Origin of the sequence: Stenotrophomonas sp. LMG 10879 (genome assembly GCF_002750935.1) — a bacterium.
Taxonomy (GTDB): domain Bacteria; phylum Pseudomonadota; class Gammaproteobacteria; order Xanthomonadales; family Xanthomonadaceae; genus Stenotrophomonas; species Stenotrophomonas lactitubi_B.
In genome coordinates this window covers 649,885-667,102 of record NZ_PEJT01000001.1, presented here as the reverse complement: position 1 = coordinate 667,102, position 17,218 = coordinate 649,885, and the positions used below count along the sequence as shown (strand labels likewise).

Annotated in this window: 15 protein-coding genes; 8 read left to right on the top strand and 7 right to left on the bottom strand. The window is 67.5% G+C overall.

What is annotated here, in order from left to right:
* Positions 1-777: 777 nt before the first annotated feature.
* Together CR919_RS02845 and CR919_RS02840 are read right to left on the bottom strand one after the other, a co-directional pair.
* Positions 778-1,431 carry a response regulator transcription factor gene (locus CR919_RS02845; RefSeq protein WP_089235934.1) on the bottom strand — a complete coding sequence of 218 codons (654 nt, stop codon included), beginning with the start codon at positions 1,429-1,431 and terminating at the stop codon, positions 778-780.
* On the bottom strand, positions 1,424-4,456 hold the full coding sequence (locus tag CR919_RS02840) for a sensor histidine kinase (RefSeq protein ID WP_099818751.1): 3,033 nt from the start codon (positions 4,454-4,456) through the stop codon (positions 1,424-1,426). Before CR919_RS02840 ends, CR919_RS02845 begins: the two co-directional genes overlap by 8 nt.
* 96 nt (positions 4,457-4,552) lie before the next feature.
* On the opposite strand from CR919_RS02840, the gene CR919_RS02835 reads away from it, so the two are divergent.
* The 7 genes from CR919_RS02835 to CR919_RS02805 all read left to right on the top strand — a co-directional run bounded on the left by CR919_RS02835 (position 4,553) and on the right by CR919_RS02805 (position 11,331).
* The gene (locus CR919_RS02835; RefSeq protein ID WP_099818750.1) at positions 4,553-4,885 is read left to right on the top strand and encodes a hypothetical protein; all 333 of its coding nucleotides are present in this window, start codon (positions 4,553-4,555) and stop codon (positions 4,883-4,885) included.
* A 79-nt stretch (positions 4,886-4,964) separates the two neighbouring features.
* A complete protein-coding gene (locus CR919_RS02830) occupies positions 4,965-5,381 on the top strand; it encodes an AraC family transcriptional regulator (protein ID WP_099818749.1) in 417 nt (138 codons plus the stop codon).
* Positions 5,378-6,034, top strand: a complete 657-nt coding sequence (locus tag CR919_RS02825) for a hydrolase (RefSeq protein ID WP_099818748.1) — start codon at positions 5,378-5,380, stop codon at positions 6,032-6,034. The genes CR919_RS02830 and CR919_RS02825 overlap by 4 nt, the downstream gene beginning before the upstream one ends.
* A gap of 2 nt (positions 6,035-6,036) precedes the next feature.
* Positions 6,037-6,462: a DoxX family membrane protein gene (locus CR919_RS02820; RefSeq protein WP_099818747.1), complete on the top strand. Its 426-nt coding sequence runs from the start codon at positions 6,037-6,039 to the stop codon at positions 6,460-6,462.
* 119 nt (positions 6,463-6,581) lie between these two features.
* Entirely contained in the window at positions 6,582-8,429 is a 1,848-nt protein-coding gene (locus CR919_RS02815; protein WP_207761010.1) for an amidohydrolase, read from the top strand.
* The gene (locus CR919_RS02810; RefSeq protein ID WP_099818745.1) at positions 8,408-9,691 is read left to right on the top strand and encodes an alginate export family protein; all 1,284 of its coding nucleotides are present in this window, start codon (positions 8,408-8,410) and stop codon (positions 9,689-9,691) included. The genes CR919_RS02815 and CR919_RS02810 overlap by 22 nt, the downstream gene beginning before the upstream one ends.
* Positions 9,685-11,331, top strand: coding sequence for an MFS transporter (locus CR919_RS02805; RefSeq protein ID WP_099818744.1), 1,647 nt, complete (start codon positions 9,685-9,687; stop codon positions 11,329-11,331). Before CR919_RS02810 ends, CR919_RS02805 begins: the two co-directional genes overlap by 7 nt.
* A 123-nt stretch (positions 11,332-11,454) precedes the next feature.
* Here the strand turns inward: CR919_RS02805 and CR919_RS02800 are convergent, their stop codons facing one another.
* Positions 11,455-12,279, bottom strand: a complete 825-nt coding sequence (locus CR919_RS02800) for an alpha/beta hydrolase (protein WP_099818743.1) — start codon at positions 12,277-12,279, stop codon at positions 11,455-11,457.
* A gap of 192 nt (positions 12,280-12,471) precedes the next feature.
* Here CR919_RS02800 and CR919_RS02795 point away from each other — a divergent pair, with 192 nt between their 5' ends.
* Positions 12,472-12,861 (top strand): hypothetical protein, encoded by a 390-nt coding sequence (locus CR919_RS02795; RefSeq protein WP_099818742.1) that lies wholly within the window; start codon positions 12,472-12,474, stop codon positions 12,859-12,861.
* 56 nt (positions 12,862-12,917) lie between these two features.
* On the opposite strand, the gene CR919_RS02790 is transcribed toward CR919_RS02795, so the two are convergent.
* The 4 genes from CR919_RS02790 to CR919_RS02775 all read right to left on the bottom strand — a co-directional run bounded on the left by CR919_RS02790 (position 12,918) and on the right by CR919_RS02775 (position 17,218).
* Positions 12,918-13,622, bottom strand: a complete 705-nt coding sequence (locus tag CR919_RS02790; protein ID WP_088100167.1) for a DUF2968 domain-containing protein — start codon at positions 13,620-13,622, stop codon at positions 12,918-12,920.
* A gap of 100 nt (positions 13,623-13,722) precedes the next feature.
* Positions 13,723-15,873: a TadG family pilus assembly protein gene (locus tag CR919_RS02785; protein ID WP_099818741.1), complete on the bottom strand. Its 2,151-nt coding sequence runs from the start codon at positions 15,871-15,873 to the stop codon at positions 13,723-13,725.
* Between the two features lie 8 nt (positions 15,874-15,881).
* Complete coding sequence (locus CR919_RS02780) at positions 15,882-16,337, bottom strand: DUF3613 domain-containing protein (protein WP_099818740.1); 456 nt, start codon at positions 16,335-16,337, stop codon at positions 15,882-15,884.
* Positions 16,334-17,218, bottom strand: coding sequence for a Flp pilus assembly protein TadD (locus tag CR919_RS02775; protein ID WP_099818792.1), 885 nt, complete (start codon positions 17,216-17,218; stop codon positions 16,334-16,336). The genes CR919_RS02780 and CR919_RS02775 overlap by 4 nt, the downstream gene beginning before the upstream one ends.

The following is a 17,218-nucleotide window of genomic DNA, read 5'->3' as shown; positions in this document are numbered from 1 at the left end:
CGGGCGGATCAAGGGAGATTCCGGCGTGGGCGCCAAGCTACATGGCGATCGTCGAGATCCAGGCTTGCACGGCGGCCCACGCCGGCTCTCGACACCTACGCTGCCAGATTCCGATCAGATAAGGCTTGGCCGCCGCTTGCTCGTGTGCGCAGTCCTGCGCACACGGCAAGACCGGGGTTGGGCGTCCTGCCCAACCCGCCCGAGGCATGCCTCGGGCCCATGCGGCTGACACCCCGCAATCCGACACCGCCCCACCTTCGACAGTTTTCCGGTGTCTGATGGACCCATCCCATGCTGGATGAATCTCCATCGAAATCTAATTTTTCGACAATTGAACGAAGAGCATCCACGCATGGCGTGGATCTACGTGTCGACCAAGGTCGACACCTACCAAGAGCAGGTCATGTCATCCGGGCAGTTTTCCGGTGTCTGATGGACCCATCCCATGCTGGATGAATCTCCATCGAAATCTGATTTTTCGACAATTGAACGAAGAGCGTCCACGCATGGCGTGGATCTACGTGTCGACCAAGGTCGACACCTACCAAGAGCAGGTCATGTCATCCGGGCAGATCGCGGAGATCTGTCGAAGGCGGGGTGGGTCCGGTGGCAGGGGCGTGAGCCGCATGGATGCGGCGACCGAGCTTACATGGACGTACTTGCAGCGGCCCCTGCCACCGGACCCACCCCGCCATCCCCCAGGTAGCCCGCTTTTGACGTTGACGTTGACCTTGACGTTGCTTCGGCGGGTGCCGGGCGCAGCCCGGCCGAACCCCCTCAATCCTGACCGGTGTCATCCAGGCTGATGATTCCGCGGCGCAGCGCCTGGGTTACCGCGTGGGTGCGGTCGCCGACGCCCAGCTTGTCCATCAGGCTTTTCATGTGCGCCTTCACCGTCTGCTCGGAAATCTGCATGCGTTCGCCGATGCGCTTGTTCGACAGGCCACCGGCCACGTGGCGCAGTACTTCGGTTTCGCGCGGCGACAGCCGGTCTTCCACGACATGTGCGGCGATGCTGGCCGCCACCTCTGCCGGTATCGGTGCGCGGCGGCCGCTGGCCACGGTGCGGATGGTGTCCACCAGTTCGTGGCGCAGCGTGTCCTTCAGCAGATAGGCGCTGGCGCCGGCCTGCAGGGCACGCACCGCACGCACATCGCCGCGGTAGGTCGTCAGCACGATGATGCGGGCGCGGGGATCAAGCGCGCGGATCCGCACGATCGCTTCCACGCCGTCCATGCGTGGCATCTGCAGGTCCATCAGCACCACATCGGGTTGCAGCTGCTGGTAGCGGGCAAGCGCTTCTTCGCCATCGGCGGCTTCGCCGAGCAGGCGCAGGTCTGCGTGCGTGCTCAGCAGTGCCGCCAGGCCATCGCGCAGCAGGGGATGGTCATCAACCACCAGCACGCCGATGGGAGGAAGGGATTCAGTCATGGGTGGGTCTGCTCCACGGCCAGCGCCAGCGCGATGGACGGCGGTGATACAGGCGACGGGCCGGCACGGACAGCGCAACTTCGGTGCCCAGTCCCGGTCGGGTCCACAGCTGCAGTTCCGCGCCCAGTCGCTGTGCGCGCTCGCGCATGCCCTGCATGCCCCAATGACCGCGGCCGGCATCCTCGTCGGCAATACCGACACCATCATCGCGTACGTGCAGCAGGAAGCAGCGGGTGCCGTAGGACAGCTCCACTTCAATGGCACTGGCCTGCGCATGCCGCAGCGCGTTGCGGATGGCCTCGCGTCCGATCAGGAACACTTCTTCGGCGGCATCGGTCTGCAGGGGCGGGGGACTGCCTTCCACGGTCAGGCGCAGCGGGTTGGTGCCTTGGCCCGCGTATTCGGCGTGCACATCGGCCAGCGCCGAGGCGAGGTCGCGACCGGCAAACGGTCCGTCACGGAGCGCGTTGACCCGCTCCCGGCCTTCGGCAAGATTCTGCTCGGCCAACTGCATCGCCGCCTCCAGCTGGGTGCGCACCGGTTCAGGTGTCTGCGCGGACTGGCTGATGGCGTGCAGCCGCAGGATGAGCCCCTGGCTGCCCTGCAGCAGGGTGTCGTGCAGGTCGCGTGCGATGCGTTCGCGCTCGCCGTTGCGCTCCTGCAGGCGGGCGCGGAACAGCATCGCGAGCTGGCCGCTGCGGATGCGGATGGCCAGCATCAGCACGGCCAGCACCAGCACCACGCACAACAACTTGAACCAGACGCTCTGCAGGAACGTGGGCGCGATCCGGAAGTTGCGGGTCGCTGGCGCGCGGCTCCAGATGCCGTCCTCGTTGGCAGCCTCCACCTCGAAACGGTAATGACCCGGTGCCAGATTGGTGTAGTAGGCGCGCGTGCTGCCACCAGCGTCCTGCCAGCCGTCGTCCACGCCGGACAGGCGGTAGCGGTAGCGGTTGCGCTCGGGCCGCGCCAGCGACAGCGCGACATAGTCGATCTGCAGCTGGGAGGTTCCGGCCGGCAGGCGCAGACCCTCCTGCAACGGCGTCTGGGTGGTGCCATACAGCACGTCGCCGATGCGCACCCAAGGCGCCATGGTGTTGATGTGCGGCTGCAGGGTGTCCAGCCACGCCAGGCCCTGGTTGGTAGCCAGCCACAGCAGGCCGTCGGCGGCCAGTACGGCGGTCGGGATGGGGCCGCTCTGCAGGGCAATGCCAGGCATGCCATCGACGGCATCGAACAGGCGCGGGGCAACCGGCTGGCCGTCGCGCAGTGCGCTGCGCAGGGTCGCGACTTCGAGCCGCACCAGGCCGCGGCTGCCGTTGAGCCAGAGTCGCCCTTGGGCATCGCCGACCATGCCGGTAATGCCTTCGAGAATGCCGGTGGTGTTGGTGCGCACCGGCAGGAAGCGGCCGTTGCCGAGGCGCGCGGCCAGGCCCGCCTCACCGGCAACCAGCAGTAGATCGTCATGCTGCAGCAGCGCGGTTATCGGGCCGACTGACAGCCCCTGTGCCGCGCCGAACGTGCTGATCGATGCGGCATCCAGGCGGCGCAGCGTGCCGTCGGAATAACCAAGCAGCAGCGCGCCGTTGCTGGCACGCGCCAACGACGAGCAGGCCTGTTCGGGCAGCCGCGTCTCGCGTCGCCAGCGGTCATCCGCGTACTGCAGCACCGCCTGCTCACCGGCGCAGACCCAGGCCTGGTCATCTTCGGCAAACAGCAGGGCATGCAGGGGCTGGCCGGTGAACGGTGCGGGCAGGGGAATGCGCGTGGTGTGGCCGCCGACCGTGCGCGCGAGGTTGATCCAGTCGAACTGCCAGACCGGCGTGGGCGCCCGCTGCGCGGCGGCCTGCAACTGCGCCGCGCTTTCGGAAAGCAGCGGGCGCTGCAGGTCGAACAGCTTGAGGTCTTCGCCATAGCCGTACACGCGGCCATCGCTGCCGCGTACCAGCGAGCGGTAAGGATCGCTGGGGCCGACGGCCAGCGTCTGCACGCTGCGGGCGCGGAAGCGGTTGAGGCCGAGGTTGGTGCCGACCCACAGGTTGCCTTCGCGGTCAGCGATGACCGGCACCGCCGAGGTCGCGGTGAGGCCCTGCGGTGTGTCGAAGCGCTCGATGCGCACGGCCTGCTGGCCATCGAAGGTGACGCGGGCGACGCCACCGTGCGGGCTCATCGTGGCCCACAGTGCGCCATCGGCGGTGAACTGCAGCCGCGCGGCCACCAGGTCCGGCATGCGCCGCGCTTCACGTTCGCTGGGGGGCAGCAGCCCCTGCGCGTTGGCCAGCGGCGAGGTGCCGCGGATACGGTCAGCCAGCCAGATCTCGCCTTGCGGGCTTTCCACCAGGGTCGCCATCTGCGAGACCGCGATGCCGGTGTTTTCAAATGCGGTCTTTCCCGCCGGGCGCTTCCAGATGTGCAGGTCGGCCAGCACCCAGAAGGTGCCGTGGCTGTCCTGCAGCAGCCATTGCACACGACGTTGTGGCACGCCTTCATCGGCAGACGGGGCCTGCCAGCGTTGCCCGTCGAACCAGCGCAGGCCACCGTTGATTGCAGCCCACAGGCGTCCATTGCGGTCATGCGCGAAGCGCGGCACCACGCCCACCGGCACGCCCTGTGCGCGCCCGAAACTGCGCAGCCGCTGCGGCGAGAACTGGCTGATGCCGGCCTGGAAATAGCCGATCCACAGGTCGTCGCCCTCGCCGTCGAGGCCCAGCGTGACCATGTTGGTGGAGGGGAAGCGGGCGCCCGCAGGTGCCGCCTGGCGCTCGAAACGGCGACCGTCGAAGCGGTACAGGCCCGAGCCGGTCGCCAGCCACAGCATGCCCTCACGATCCTGGGCGATGTCCCAGATATCGCCTGGCGCCCCTTGGCCGACCCGCCACGCGGTGTGCTGGTAGCCGGGCATGCCGTCGCTGATCACCGGATGCTGCGCAGCGAGCACGGGCAGGGCGATCCACAACAGCAGGCACGACAGCAGCGCCGGCAGGCGACGCGGGAGAGGGATGATGTGGCCACGCATGGCGCTCATTCTGGCAGGTGCGGGGCAGGCGCAGGTGACCCGAATGGGGTAGGCGTGATGCAGCGGGGTCGGCTATCACGCCGACATGGATGATGGAGGCCGGCGATGCAGCGCTTGTATGTGATGTTTCCCGATCGCGGCCCGGGCCTGGGATTGCTGTGGCTGAGAATGTGCGTCGCCAGCGCGCTGTTGCTGCCAGGTACCGCTGCAGGTGGGTCATGGTGGCTGTGCCTGGCGGCAACGGGCTTGCTGTTGCCCGGCCTGTTGACGCCGCTGGCGGTCGCGCTGGCGGTGCCGGGGCTCTATTGGCAGGGCGCGGCGTTGCCATGGTCGCTGCTGCCGTTGGCACTGTTGCTGCTGGGGCCGGGCGCCTATTCGCTGGACGCGCGCCTGTTCGGCCGGCGACGGTTGCGACGGCCGCCTCCCCCGATCGGGTGAGTGTTGACCTCGACCGTTGGGGGTAGGGCGCCGACGGCTGGCGCCGCACCATGGGCCACCCCCGCTGCGGCGCCCGAACATGGCTACCGTCCTTTCGCCCGCCGAACCCACGCCCACGCTGGCGCCCCAGCAGTCGGCCGCCCTGCAGCGTGCGTTGCGCTACATCGATGAGCACCTGTCGCAGCCGCTGCGGGTCACCGAGCTGGCCGAAGTCGCCTGCGTCAGCCGTTTTCATCTGGTGCGCCTGTTCCGCAATGGCACCGGTGCCAGCCCGCTTCGCTATGTACGCCGACGGCGCATTGAACGTGCGCGGCAGCTGCTGGCGACCCATGGGCAGTCGATGACCTGCCTGGCCCAGCATCTGGGCTTTTTCGACCAGAGCCATTTCGTCCGCAGCTTCCGCGCCGAGACCGGCTGCAGTCCCGGCCAGTATCTGGCCGGCGATGCGGCGCTCGCACGTCCCCTTGTTGTTTCTTCCACTGGAGTCCACCCATGAGCCTCGCCATCGCCACCCCCGCCAAGGCACTGCTGTCACCCACCGACCACGCCCTGATCCTGATCGACTACCAGTCGCAGATGGCGTTCGCCACCCACACCATCGACATCTCCGCACTGCGCAACAACGTGGCGTTGATCAGCAAGGGCGCGAAGGGCTTCAGCGTGCCGGTGCTGCTGACCACGGTGGCCGAGAAGTCGTTCTCCGGCCCGATGTTCCCGGAGCTGCCGGCGATCTTCCCGGGCCAGACGGTGTTCGATCGCACCTCGATGAACACCTGGGAAGACCAGCCGGTGATCGATGAGGTAAACCGTATCGGCAAGCGTCGGCTGGTGCTGGCCGGGCTGTGGACCAGCGTCTGCATCGTCGGACCGACGCTGTCGGCGCTGGAGCAGGGGTTTGAGGTGTACGTGGTCACCGATGCCTGTGGCGACGTGAGTGAAGAGGCGCACGAACGTGCGATCACCCGCATGGTGCAGGCTGGTGCAGTGCCGATCACCAGCGTGCAGTACCTGCTGGAACTGCAGCGCGACTGGGCGCGCGGTGAAACCTACGACCTGACCACCGGCATCGCCCGCGACCATGCCGGCGGCTATGGCGTCGGCATCCAGTATGCCAAGAGCATGTTCGGCGCCCAGGAAGGCGGGCACTGAGCGTGCGCGATGGCCATGGCCTCGACCTGGCCTTGCTGATCCTGCGGGCGGCGGCGGGAGGATTCCTGCTGCCGCACGCGCTGGGCAAACTGTTCGGCTGGTTCAACGGGCCTGGCCTGGCGGGTTTTGCCGGCGAACTGCGTGGCTTCGGCCTGCCTGCAGCGGCCCCGTTGCCACTGCTGCTGGCGCTGCTGCAGGTAGCGTCCGGCACCGCGGTGATGCTGGGCTGGCAGGCCCGGGTCGCCGCGCTTGTCGCTGCCGCGTTCATCGCCTTCACCGCACTGCTGGCGCTGCCCAAAGGATGGTTCTGGATGCGTGGCGGTGCCGAGTATCCCTTGTTGTGGACGCTGGTATTGCTGGCCATCGCCCTGGCCGGGCCCGGTGCATGGGCGGTGGATGGGCTGGTTCTTTCTGGAGACATCGCATGAGCAACGACCCTCTCGATCCTGGCCGCCGCAACGTGGTCCTGGCCACCGGTGCCGCGCTGGCGCTGGGCCTGGCTGGCGGCACCGCCGTCGCCATCGAATCCCCTTCCAAGGAGCGCCGCATGAGCACGCTGGTCATCCGCAATGCACGCATCACCACCCTCGATCCGCAGCAACCGCATGCGCAGGCATTGGCCGTGCAGGAGGGGCGCATCGTCGCCGTCGGCAGCGATGAACAGATCATGCGCGACTGGGGCAGCGAAGCCACCCTCATCGATGCGCAGGGACGGCGACTGGTGCCGGGTCTCAATGACAGCCACACCCACCTTATCCGTGGTGGCTTGAACTACAACCTGGAGCTGCGCTGGGACGGCCTGCGGTCACTGGCCGATGCGATGGCCATGCTGAAGGCGCAGGTGGACCGCACGCCCGCGCCGCAGTGGGTACGTGTGGTCGGTGGATTCACCGCTACCCAGTTCACCGAGAAGCGCCTGCCGACCCTGCAGGAGCTGAACGACATCGCCCCGGATACGCCGGTGTTCCTGCTGCACCTGTACGACCGCGCGCTGCTCAACCGCGCCGCGCTGCGTGCCTGCGGCTATACCAAGGACACGCCGGATCCGCCCGGTGGGCAGATCGTGCGCGATTCGCTGGGCAACCCGACCGGCCTGCTGCTGGCCAAGCCGAACGCACTGATCCTGTATGCAACCCTGGCCAAGGGGCCGAAGCTGCCGATCGAATACCAGTCCAATTCCACCCGCCATTTCATGCGCGAGTTGAACCGCCTGGGCATCACCTCGGTGATCGACGCCGGCGGTGGCTTCCAGAACTACCCCGAGGACTACCAGGTCATCGAGCAGCTGCATCGCGATGATCAGCTGACCGTGCGCATCGCCTACAACCTGTTCACCCAGAACAAGGGCAGCGAGGTCAGCGATTTCCGCGGCTGGAGCGAGATGCTGCAGCCGCGCCAGGGCGATGACCTGCTGCGCCACAACGGTGCCGGTGAGATGCTGGTGTTCTCGGCAGCCGATTTCGAACTGTTCAACGAGCCGCGCCCGGAGCTGCCGCCGGAGCTGGAACCGGAACTGCACGACGTGGTCAAGCTGCTGGTGGAAAAGCGCTGGCCGTTCCGCATCCACGCGACCTACGACGAAAGCATCAGCCGCATCCTCGACGTCTACGAACAGGTCAACCGCGAGGTGCCGTTCGATGGCCTGCACTGGTTCATCGACCACGCCGAGACCATCACCCCGCGCAACATCGAGCGTATCCGCGCATTGAACGGCGGCATCGCCGTGCAGCACCGCATGGCCTACCAGGGCGAGGCCTTCGTGCAGCGCTATGGCGTGCAGGCGGCGCGGCACACGCCACCGGTGAAGCGGATGCTGGCCGAGGGCGTGCCGGTCGGCGCCGGTACCGACGCCACCCGCGTGGCCAGCTACAACCCCTGGGTGGCGCTGTCGTGGCTGGTGACCGGGCGCACCGTCGGTGGCCTGGCCCTGTACGGTGATGAAAACCTGCTGGAACGTGAGCAGGCCTTGCGCTTGTGGACGCAGGGCAGTGCCTGGTTCTCCGGCGACGAAGCAGTGAAGGGCACGCTGAAGGCGGGCCAGCTGGCCGACTTCATTCTGTTGTCGGCGGACTTCTTCCGCGTCGATGAGCAGCAGATCGCCGACATCACCAGCCTGCTGACCGTGGTGGGTGGCCGTATCGTGCATGGCGACGGCGACTACGCCGGATTGGCGCCGCAGCTGCCTCCCGCGATGCCGGACTGGTCGCCGGTGAACCGCTTCGGCGGCTACCACGTCGGCGGCGCCGCCACTGGCCTGGCGGCGGCCCATCATCACCATCACGGCGCCGCCTGCAGCACCCATGGTGGGCATGGACATGCGGCCCGCCATGCCGCGCCAACCGATGACCTGACCGCGTTCTGGGGCGCGATGGGATGTTCGTGCTTCGCGTTCTGACTCTGGCTTCACTGGCGTTGCCGTCGTTGGCACTGGCCTGCGACGGCGGCGCCTGTACCGCGGTTGGCGATGGCCAGTTGCAGTGGGATGCATCGCTGCGCCTGCGTGGCATGTACTACGACCCGAGCCGGTTCGGCGTTGGTGGCGGCGAGGATGGCTACGGCCTGCTGCGTGCGCTGGCATCGGCCACCTTCGCCCGCGATGACTGGCAGGCGAAGCTGCAGCTGGGTGCGCATGCCGAGCGCGGCAAGGCCGGTGGCCCAGGTCGAACCGATCGCGGCGCGCTGGACGTGCAGCAGGCGTACTGGCGCTGGGCTGCTGGAGGCATGCACGTGCAGCTGGGCCGGCAGGAAGCGGGCTATGGCAGCTCGCGCCTGCTGTCGGTGCGCGATGGGCCGAACATCCGCTTGGCGTTTGATGGTGCACGGGTAGGTTGGCAGGGCCGGCGGGGCGCGCTGGACCTGATGGCGCTGCGTCCGGTCGAGAACCGCCCCGGTGCGTTCGATGACAGCGGTGAGCGCGGTGCACACCTGATCGGCGTGTATGCGACGACGGCGAAGGGCACAGGCGGCAGCCAGTGGGATCTCTATCTGCTGGACTATCGTCGCGAGGGCGCGCGCTTCGCCGCAGGCAGCGGTACCGAGCGGCGGCAGACCCTGGGCGCGCGCTGGTTCGGCCAGTCCGGTGCGCTGGACTGGAACACCGAGCTGGTGGTGCAGGGCGGTGAGCTGCGGGCCGTGACTGGCGATCTGGACGTCCGCGCGTGGACCCTGGCCACCGATACCGGCTGGCGCTGGGCAGGGCTGCCGCTGCAACCGCGCCTGGGCCTGAAGGCCGATATCGCCAGCGGCGATGCAGATCCGCAGGATGGTCGGCTGGGTACGTTCAATGCGCTGTTTCCCAAGTCCGCCTATTTCAGCGAAGCCAGCCTGTTGGCACCGGCCAACCTGATGGATCTGCAACCGACACTGGCGCTGCGCCTGCATGACGCGGTGACCACCGAGCTGGGTGTACAGCTGGCCTGGAAGCAGCGGCGCGCCGATGCGGTCTACACCACGCCGGCACCATTGGCGGCGTTGCCCGGCAGTGCCGGTGGCGCACGCCGCATCGGCACCCAGTACAAATCCGAAACCCGCTGGCAGGTCAATGACCGCTGGCAATGGCAGCTGCAGCTGGCCTGGGTCGACGCCGGTCCTGCACTGAAGCAGGCCGGTGGCCAGGACACGCTGTTCGCCTCAATCGTTGGAGCATGGCAATGGTGAACGCATCCGCGTCACAACACTCCCCGCAAGCCGATGGCGCCTGGTCGCCGCTGAAGATCCGCATGTTCCGTTCGATCTGGCTGGCGATCCTGGCCAGCAACATCGGTACCTGGGTCAACGATGTTGCCGCCGCCTGGGTGATGGCTGAACGCACCGGTTCGGCGTTGATGGTGGCGCTGGTGCAGTCGGCCACCACCGTGCCGATCGTGCTGTTGGCGCTGGCGGCCGGCACCCTGGCCGACATTGTCGATCGCCGCAAGTACCTGCTGTTCACCCAGGGCTGGATGCTGCTGGTGGCGGCGGTGACGGCGATGCTTACGGCGATGGACCTGCTGACGCCGCAGCTGCTGGTGTTGCTGACCTTCTGCATGGGCTGCGGCGCGGCGATGGCGATGCCGGCGCAGGCGGCGATCGTCTCCGAGCTGGTGCCGCAACCGATGCTGGCCTCGGCAGTGGCACTCAATTCCATCGGCATCAACATCGCCCGTTCGATCGGCCCAGCCATCGGCGGCGTGATCGTGGCCCAGTTGGGTGCGGTATGGGCCTTCGGGTTCAACGCCATCACCTTTGCGGCAATGCTGTTCGTAGTGTGGGGCTGGAAGCGCGATCCGAAGGCGTCCAGCCTGCCTCCGGAAGGGTTCGGTGCTGGCCTGAAGGCAGGCCTGCGCTATGCCAGCCGTGCCGGACGCCTGCAGGCGGTATTGATCAAGTCGGCTGGTTTCTTCTTCTTTGCCGCAGCGATGAACGCGATGCTGCCGGTGGTGGTGCGCGGACAGATGCACGGTGGGGCAGGGCAGTATGGCGTGCTGCTGGGCTGCATCGGCATCGGTGCGGTGGGCGGCGCACTGCTGCTGCCGAAGCTGCGGGCGAAGCTCGACCGCGACCTGCTGGTGCTGCTGGCCACCTTGTCGCTGGCTGCAAGCCTGGCCGGCCTGGCCCTGACCCGCAGCTGGTACGTGTTGCCGCTGGTGATGCTGGTCAATGGCTTCGCCTGGATCACCGTACTGTCTTCGTTGCAGATCGCTGCACAGACCGCGGTGCCGGCCTGGGTGAGAGCACGGGCGCTTGCCCTGTACATCATGGTGTTCTCGGCCGGCATGGCGGCCGGTGGCCTGAGCTGGGGCGCGCTGGCGCAGCGCACATCGCCGGAACTGGCATTGCTGGTGGCCGCCGCAGGCGCGGTCATCGGCGGCCTGCTGGTATGGCGCGTGCGCATAGCCGGTGCCGAAGATCTGAACCTGAGCCCGGCCGGCCACTGGCCAGCGCCGGAGCTGTCGGTACCGGTGTCCAATGATCGCGGGCCGGTGCTGGTGACCATCGAATATCGCATCGATGCCGCCGACCGTGCCGCGTTCCAGGCGCAGATGCGCACGCTGGGGACGATCCGTCGGCGCGATGGCGCCGTGGTCTGGGGCGTGGTCGAGGATGTGGCGACCCCGGGCATCCATCTGGAATATTTCGTGGCGGCGTCGTGGTTGGAGCACCTGCGCCAGCATGAGCGCATCACCGCCGACGACAAGGCGATCCAGGAAGCGCTGCGGGCGCTGCATCGCGGTGAGCGCGCGCCGGTGGTGCGTCACTTCGTCGGCGGCCATGATCCACTGCCCGCAGCAGCGCCGCATCACCACAGCGACATCTGAGGGTGTCGTGGTAGAGCTGGCCGCTGGCCGGCTGAACGCGGTTTCGAGCGGGGTTGATGCGGTTGCCGGCCAGTGGCCGGCATTACCGCAGGAGCGGCGGCGCCGGAGCGCCGCCGCGCTATGTCACTTGCGTGCGAACGCCAGCAGGTCGGCGTTGAACTGGTCGGCATGGGTGAGGGTGAGGCCGTGCGGTGCGCCGGCGTACACCTTCAGTTCCGCGTCCGTGATGATCTGCGAAGACAGCTTGGCGGAGGCGTCGAAAGGCACGATCTGGTCGTCATCGCCGTGCACCACCAGGGCCGGCACGTCGATCTTCTTCAGGTCTTCGGTGTAGTCCACTTCCGAGAATTCGTGGATGCAGTCGTACTGGCCCTTCACGCCGCCCAGCATGCCCAGCAGCCAGAACGAATCACGCATGCCTTCGGTGACGCTGTTGCCATCACGATTGGCGCCGAAGAACGGCGTGGCCAGGTCCTTGAAGAACTGCGAACGGTCGCCGCCGGTGCCTTTGCGGATGCCGTCGAACACCTCCAGCGGCGTGCCGGCCGGATTGCCGGCGGTCTTCAGCATCAACGGCGGCACGGCGCCGACCAGCACCACCTTGGCCACGCGCGTGCTGCCATGGCGGCCGATGTAGTGGGCCACTTCGCCACCGCCGGTGGAATGGCCGACCAGGATCGCGTTCTTCACGTCCAGCGCATCCAGAACGGCAGCGAGGTCATCGGCGTAGGTGTCCATGTTGTTGCCGTCCCAGGTCTGGCTGGAGCGGCCATGGCTGCGGCGATCGTGGGCGATCACGCGGTAGCCGTTCTGGCCCATGAACAGCATCTGCGGGTCCCAGGCGTCGGACGAAAGCGGCCAGCCATGGGCGAATACGACAGGCTGGCCGGTGCCCCAGTCCTTGTAGAAGATGCGGGCGCCATCGTTGACGGTCACGAAATTGCTCATTGCAGGTTCCTTGGCGGAAGGGAGGAAAGACGCCTGCGGGTTCGCCGGCGCCTGCGGCAGTACAGCGCACGATGGGCGGCGTGCATTGCACGGCTGTGGCGGATTGACGGGTTCGTTGCGCTGACGCGACTCGCTCTGGCGGCAGGTCGGTGCTGATGGCAACCATGGCCATCGGACGCGCGAGGGCCAGTCATGAAGATGCCGAGGTGGGGAGTGTTGCCTGGACTGCTGTGGGCGGCTGTCGCGGCGGCGCAGACCAACGTCTACAAGTGCACCGATGGTGAGCATCCGGTCTATCAGCAGACGCCCTGCCAGGGGGAGGCGGAGTGGCGCTGGGAAGTGCCTGCTGTGGAGTCGAAGGCGCGTGGGCCGCTACCTTCGGCCGTGCAGCCTGCCCGCAGCGCAACCAGGCGGACGCCACGGCGCGGACGCGCGCAGGGCGCGCTGATATCGATCATGGCCGACCCGCAAGCCTGCGAGCGGGCGCGCGAGCAGCAGGTCAAAACGCTGGCCAAGCCGCGCAGGCTCGATTACCTGCAGCGCAGGCAGCTGGATGACGCGGTGCGCGAGGCCTGTCGTTGATCACAACGAAAAACGGCACCCGAAGGTGCCGTTTTGGTCTACAGGCCAGGTAGGCCTCAGCGTCCGTCGCTGGCGGCGGCCGGCGCCGCGGCTGCATCCGGCTTGGGCAGGCTCAGCTCCGGGTTGCCCTGTTCGGCCTGCAGGATCTGGATCCGGCGCTGCAGCGCATCGAGCTGGCTGTTGGTGCTCTGCACGTCGGTGCTCAGGCTGACCGCCTGCTGCTGGGCCTGCTGCAGCGCTGCACTGACCTGCGCCGACTGCGCCTGTTGCTGTTCCATTTCCTGCTGCAGGGTACGCAGGCGTTCTTCGTTGTAGGCCACCAGGCGCTCGGTGTAGCGCTTGCCGGCTTCCAGCCGGGTGGTGTCGATATAGACCTGCGCCAGCTGTTCGGACTGCTGCGCGAAGGTGCGGTAGACACGCTCGGCGTTGTCGACGGCATCGGTCTTGATCACCCGCCAGAAGTTCTTCTCCTGGAACAGGGCCACGTAGTAGGTCAGGGTATTGGCGTTGAACAGCAGGCTGGCGCCGTAGTTGCCGTTGTAGGTGGTACGCAGCTCGGTGAGCTGCTGCGCATCCATCAACTGCTTGAGTTCGTCGACGGTGTTGCGTACCACCGGCGCGGCCTTGGCCGGCTCGACGGTGGCAGTGCGATCGCCACGTGCGGCCAGCGCCGACGGCGCCACCACGATCATGGCCACGGCCAGCAGTGCTGCGCCGCGCGGATACCGGGCGAAGACGGTGCCCCCTGAAGTTTCTCGCATGTCTAGACCATCCACGGATGTAGTGTGGGTTGAGTTGAAAGTGGTTCCCCGCCGCGAGTCTAGCATGGGCACGGACGCCGCCAACCCGCGCCCGCGCGGGTCAGAAGACCAGCTGCGCCGAGCTGCACTGGATCGACTGCATGCTGACATCGGTGCGGCCCAGTTCCAGCCCGAGCAGGCTGGCCAGGGTGTTGGTCAGCAGGGTGCCGACGCTGTTGAGCACCGGCTTGAGCGCGGCCAGTACGGGGTTCAGCAGCGCGCACAACAGTCCGCTGCAGGTCACGTTGTTGCCCGGGGTGGTTACCCCGCCGCCGTTCTGGCCATCGAGGAATCCGGCCGGGGCGGTCTGGATATAGGACGCCAGGTTGGTACGCACGCAGCCGTTGTAGTCGATCAGGTTGCCGAGCAGGCTGTCGCAGCGGTTGATCAGCAGGCCACCGACCAGCGAGCCGAGCAGGCCGTCGAGCAGGCCCAGGCCCTGGCCGGTCACGGTGGTGCGGTAGCCCGTCCACACCGAGCCATCTTCCCAACAGGTGGTCAGGCCAAGCAGGCAGGGCTTGGGTACGCCTTTGGTAACTGTCCAGTTGCCCAACGGTGCAAGGTTGCGTGACGGATCGCCATCGCGCAGCAGCGGAATCACCTGGTCCACGTTGTAGCGCCCGCCACTGGGGAAGGCGGCCTGCAGGTAACGGTCGGCCAATGCCTTGGCGGTGTCGTTGGCGTTCATGCCCTGCTTGGGCGAACTGAGCATGCCGGACAGCACGCGCAGCAGTTCGTTGACCAGATCCGACACGGCGGTGCCGACGGCCAGCGGGTTGATCCGGGTCGAGCCGGTCTGGCCGGCGGCCAGGGTCAGGCTCTGCGTGCTGGTCAGCGCCGGCAGGGTGATCCTGTCGTTGATCAAGGGCTGCCCCAGCAGTTTCAACAGCTGCTCGTTCTGCAGGGTCGCATCACAGACGTTGCTCTTGGAGAAACGATCGGCCGCGTTGACCTTGCCGACGCAGGCACGCAGCACCGAGGAATCGACCTGGACGGTGGCCGTCGGTGGCGTCGCCCCGCACTGGATGCTGGTCAATGTTCCCATCGCATTGGCCACATCCACGTGCAGCGGCAGATGCAGCCTGGTGCCGAGCAGGTTCAGCAACGGACCGATCGCGAACAGGCGGTCGCTGTCGACGTCCACCATCAGCCGCACCTGCGCGTTGTAGGCGCGTGCGCCGACACCGCCGATGGCGATGGACGGTGGCTCCACCACGCCGGCCTTGACGTCGATGCCCAGCAGGTTCAAGCCCTGCACCTGCACGCCATTGCCATCGTTGGCGATGGAGATCGCGGCGGTGACAAGATCCAGCACGTTGACCCGTGATTCCAGCGCGCTGCCGATGGTGCCGTCCGGCGAAATCACCTGCGCGAACAGGCCGCCGCCGCCGTTCTGGCTGCCCAGCAGAATATTGAGCTGGTTGATGTCCAACCGGGTGCCGACCAGGTTGGACAACGCCTGCAGCTGCACGCCGACGGCGGTGTCACGGCCAACGACAGTGGCGGTGGCATTGACCAGCTGTGCCAGCGAAATGCGGTTGATCGACAGCAGCCGGTTGAAGTCGGCCACGCTGAGGTCAGCGGTGACCGGGATGCCGAGTGCAGCCAGCAGCCCCGACGGGGTGATGGTGGCCTGCGCCAGGCCATCGTAGGACAGCACCGTTGCGTTGGTGACGTCCAGACCAACCAGGCGAAGGGTCGCCATCAACGGTGAGTTGCCATTGGTGCGCAGCAGCTGCGAGCCCACCGCGAACACCGCGGTGGGTTCCGAGCGCTTGGCCACGGCCTGCACGCGCAGGGTGGGCAGCGTGCGGTTCTGGCCGAAGAATGGCAGCACGCCGCGTTCGGCAATGACGCGCACCGCGTTGCGCGGATTGCTGGCGTCCACGCTCGGGCTGAAGTGGTCTGCCGTTCCGCGGCTGGCATTCCAGTTGCCGCACTGGATCTGCACCTGCCCACGGAAGCGGTTCTGCGCGAGTGCGCTCTGCCGGGCAGCACTGTTGTCGGTATTGCTGGCGTTGCACAGGTCCAGCCGTTGTGCGCCCGCCAGTGCGGCAAGATCGACTACCTTCTGTGCATCACGCTTGGCCCAGAACAGGAAGCCGATCTCGATCAGGCCGAGCATTGCCAGCAACGCGATCATCACCAGCATCATGGTGACCGACATGCCGCCGCGCGGGCGACTGAAGCTGATGTGGCGTGCTCGGTTCATGGCAGACCTCAGCGTCCGGATCGGGAGGATCCTGCAGACTTGGCGACGTCGGTTTCGAAGAATTGCGGGATGTCGTACTGGAAGCTCTTCAGGTAACGCGCGTAGCTGGATGTGGCCTGGTCGCCAAGGATCGGCAGGCGCGCACCGGCTATCTCGCCGGAGGCCTGCAGGCGGAACAGGCTGCGTGTGGTGTCGCCGATCTGCGAGGTGTTGGGCCGCAGCTGCGTGCCGCCGAAATCAGGCTTGGCTGCAGGGACCGGCGGAGGCGGTGGAGCCTGTTCCGGCGATACGTCCACGGTGGCCAGCGGCTCGCTGTGCAGGGGCGCGGCTGCCGGTGCGGGCGCCGCACCCCCCAGCATCTGTCCGGTCAACGGCTGCTGCGGCGTCTGCGCCTGCACAATCGCAGCGAAAGACAAGCCGGCAAGCATCGGCAGCAGGCAGCGGATCAGTGGCGTCGAGGTCATGGCGTGTTCCCGGTGGGATGGTCGGTGGTGCCGAAGCGTTCCAGCATCGAGGGCGGCAGTCGTGGCGGCTCGCGTTGGTCACGGCCATCGCGGCGCGGTTCGGCGGCCAGGCGCGGGCCCGTGGCGGCCTGGCTGGCAGTCGCCGCGGCAACCGGCCGCGTCGCTGCCGCCGCTGCCGCCGTGGCAGCCGCCTGGCGTTGCTGCAGCCGCGTGCGGATCTGCTGTGCCTGCTGTTCGACGCTGCGGCGCGTTTCCTCGCTGAAGCTGGCCTGCTGGGCCAGGCGTTCGGCAGTGGCGGTGTCGCCACGCAGCAGCGCCCACAGGGCGAGATTGGCGGTGGCCTTGGCGTTGCCCGGCGACAGTTCCAGTGCCTTGGCCAGCGGCTCACGTGCTTGTTCGAAGCGGCCGGCGCGCAGCCGTGCATAGCCGAGGTCGCCCAGGTAATCGGTGTTCAGCGGGTTCAGCTGGGTGGCACGTGCCAGTGCCTGCTCGCCACCGTCGTCATCATCGCGCAGGGCGGCGATCAGGCCGATGCCATGCGCGGCGGCCGCGGCCTGTGGGCCGTTGCCGAGTTCGCGGTACAACGCCAGCGCCGCCTCGATCTGGCCGGTCTGGCGCAGTGCGTCGGCCTGCAGCAGGCGCAGTGCCGGGGTGTCGCCGTAGCGCTGGCGGAAGGCATCCACGTGCGCCAGCGAGGCGTACCAGGCGCCCTGCTGCTGCATGCGCTGGATCAGCTCCAGATAGGCGTTGCGGCTGTCCTGCGGGGCCGGCGTCGGCTCGGCCAGGCTCGGCGCACGCAGGTACTTCGGCGTGGTGGAGCTGCAGCCGGCAGCGGCGGCAACCAGGGCAAGCAACAGGCAGGCGGGGCGCAGGACAGGCAT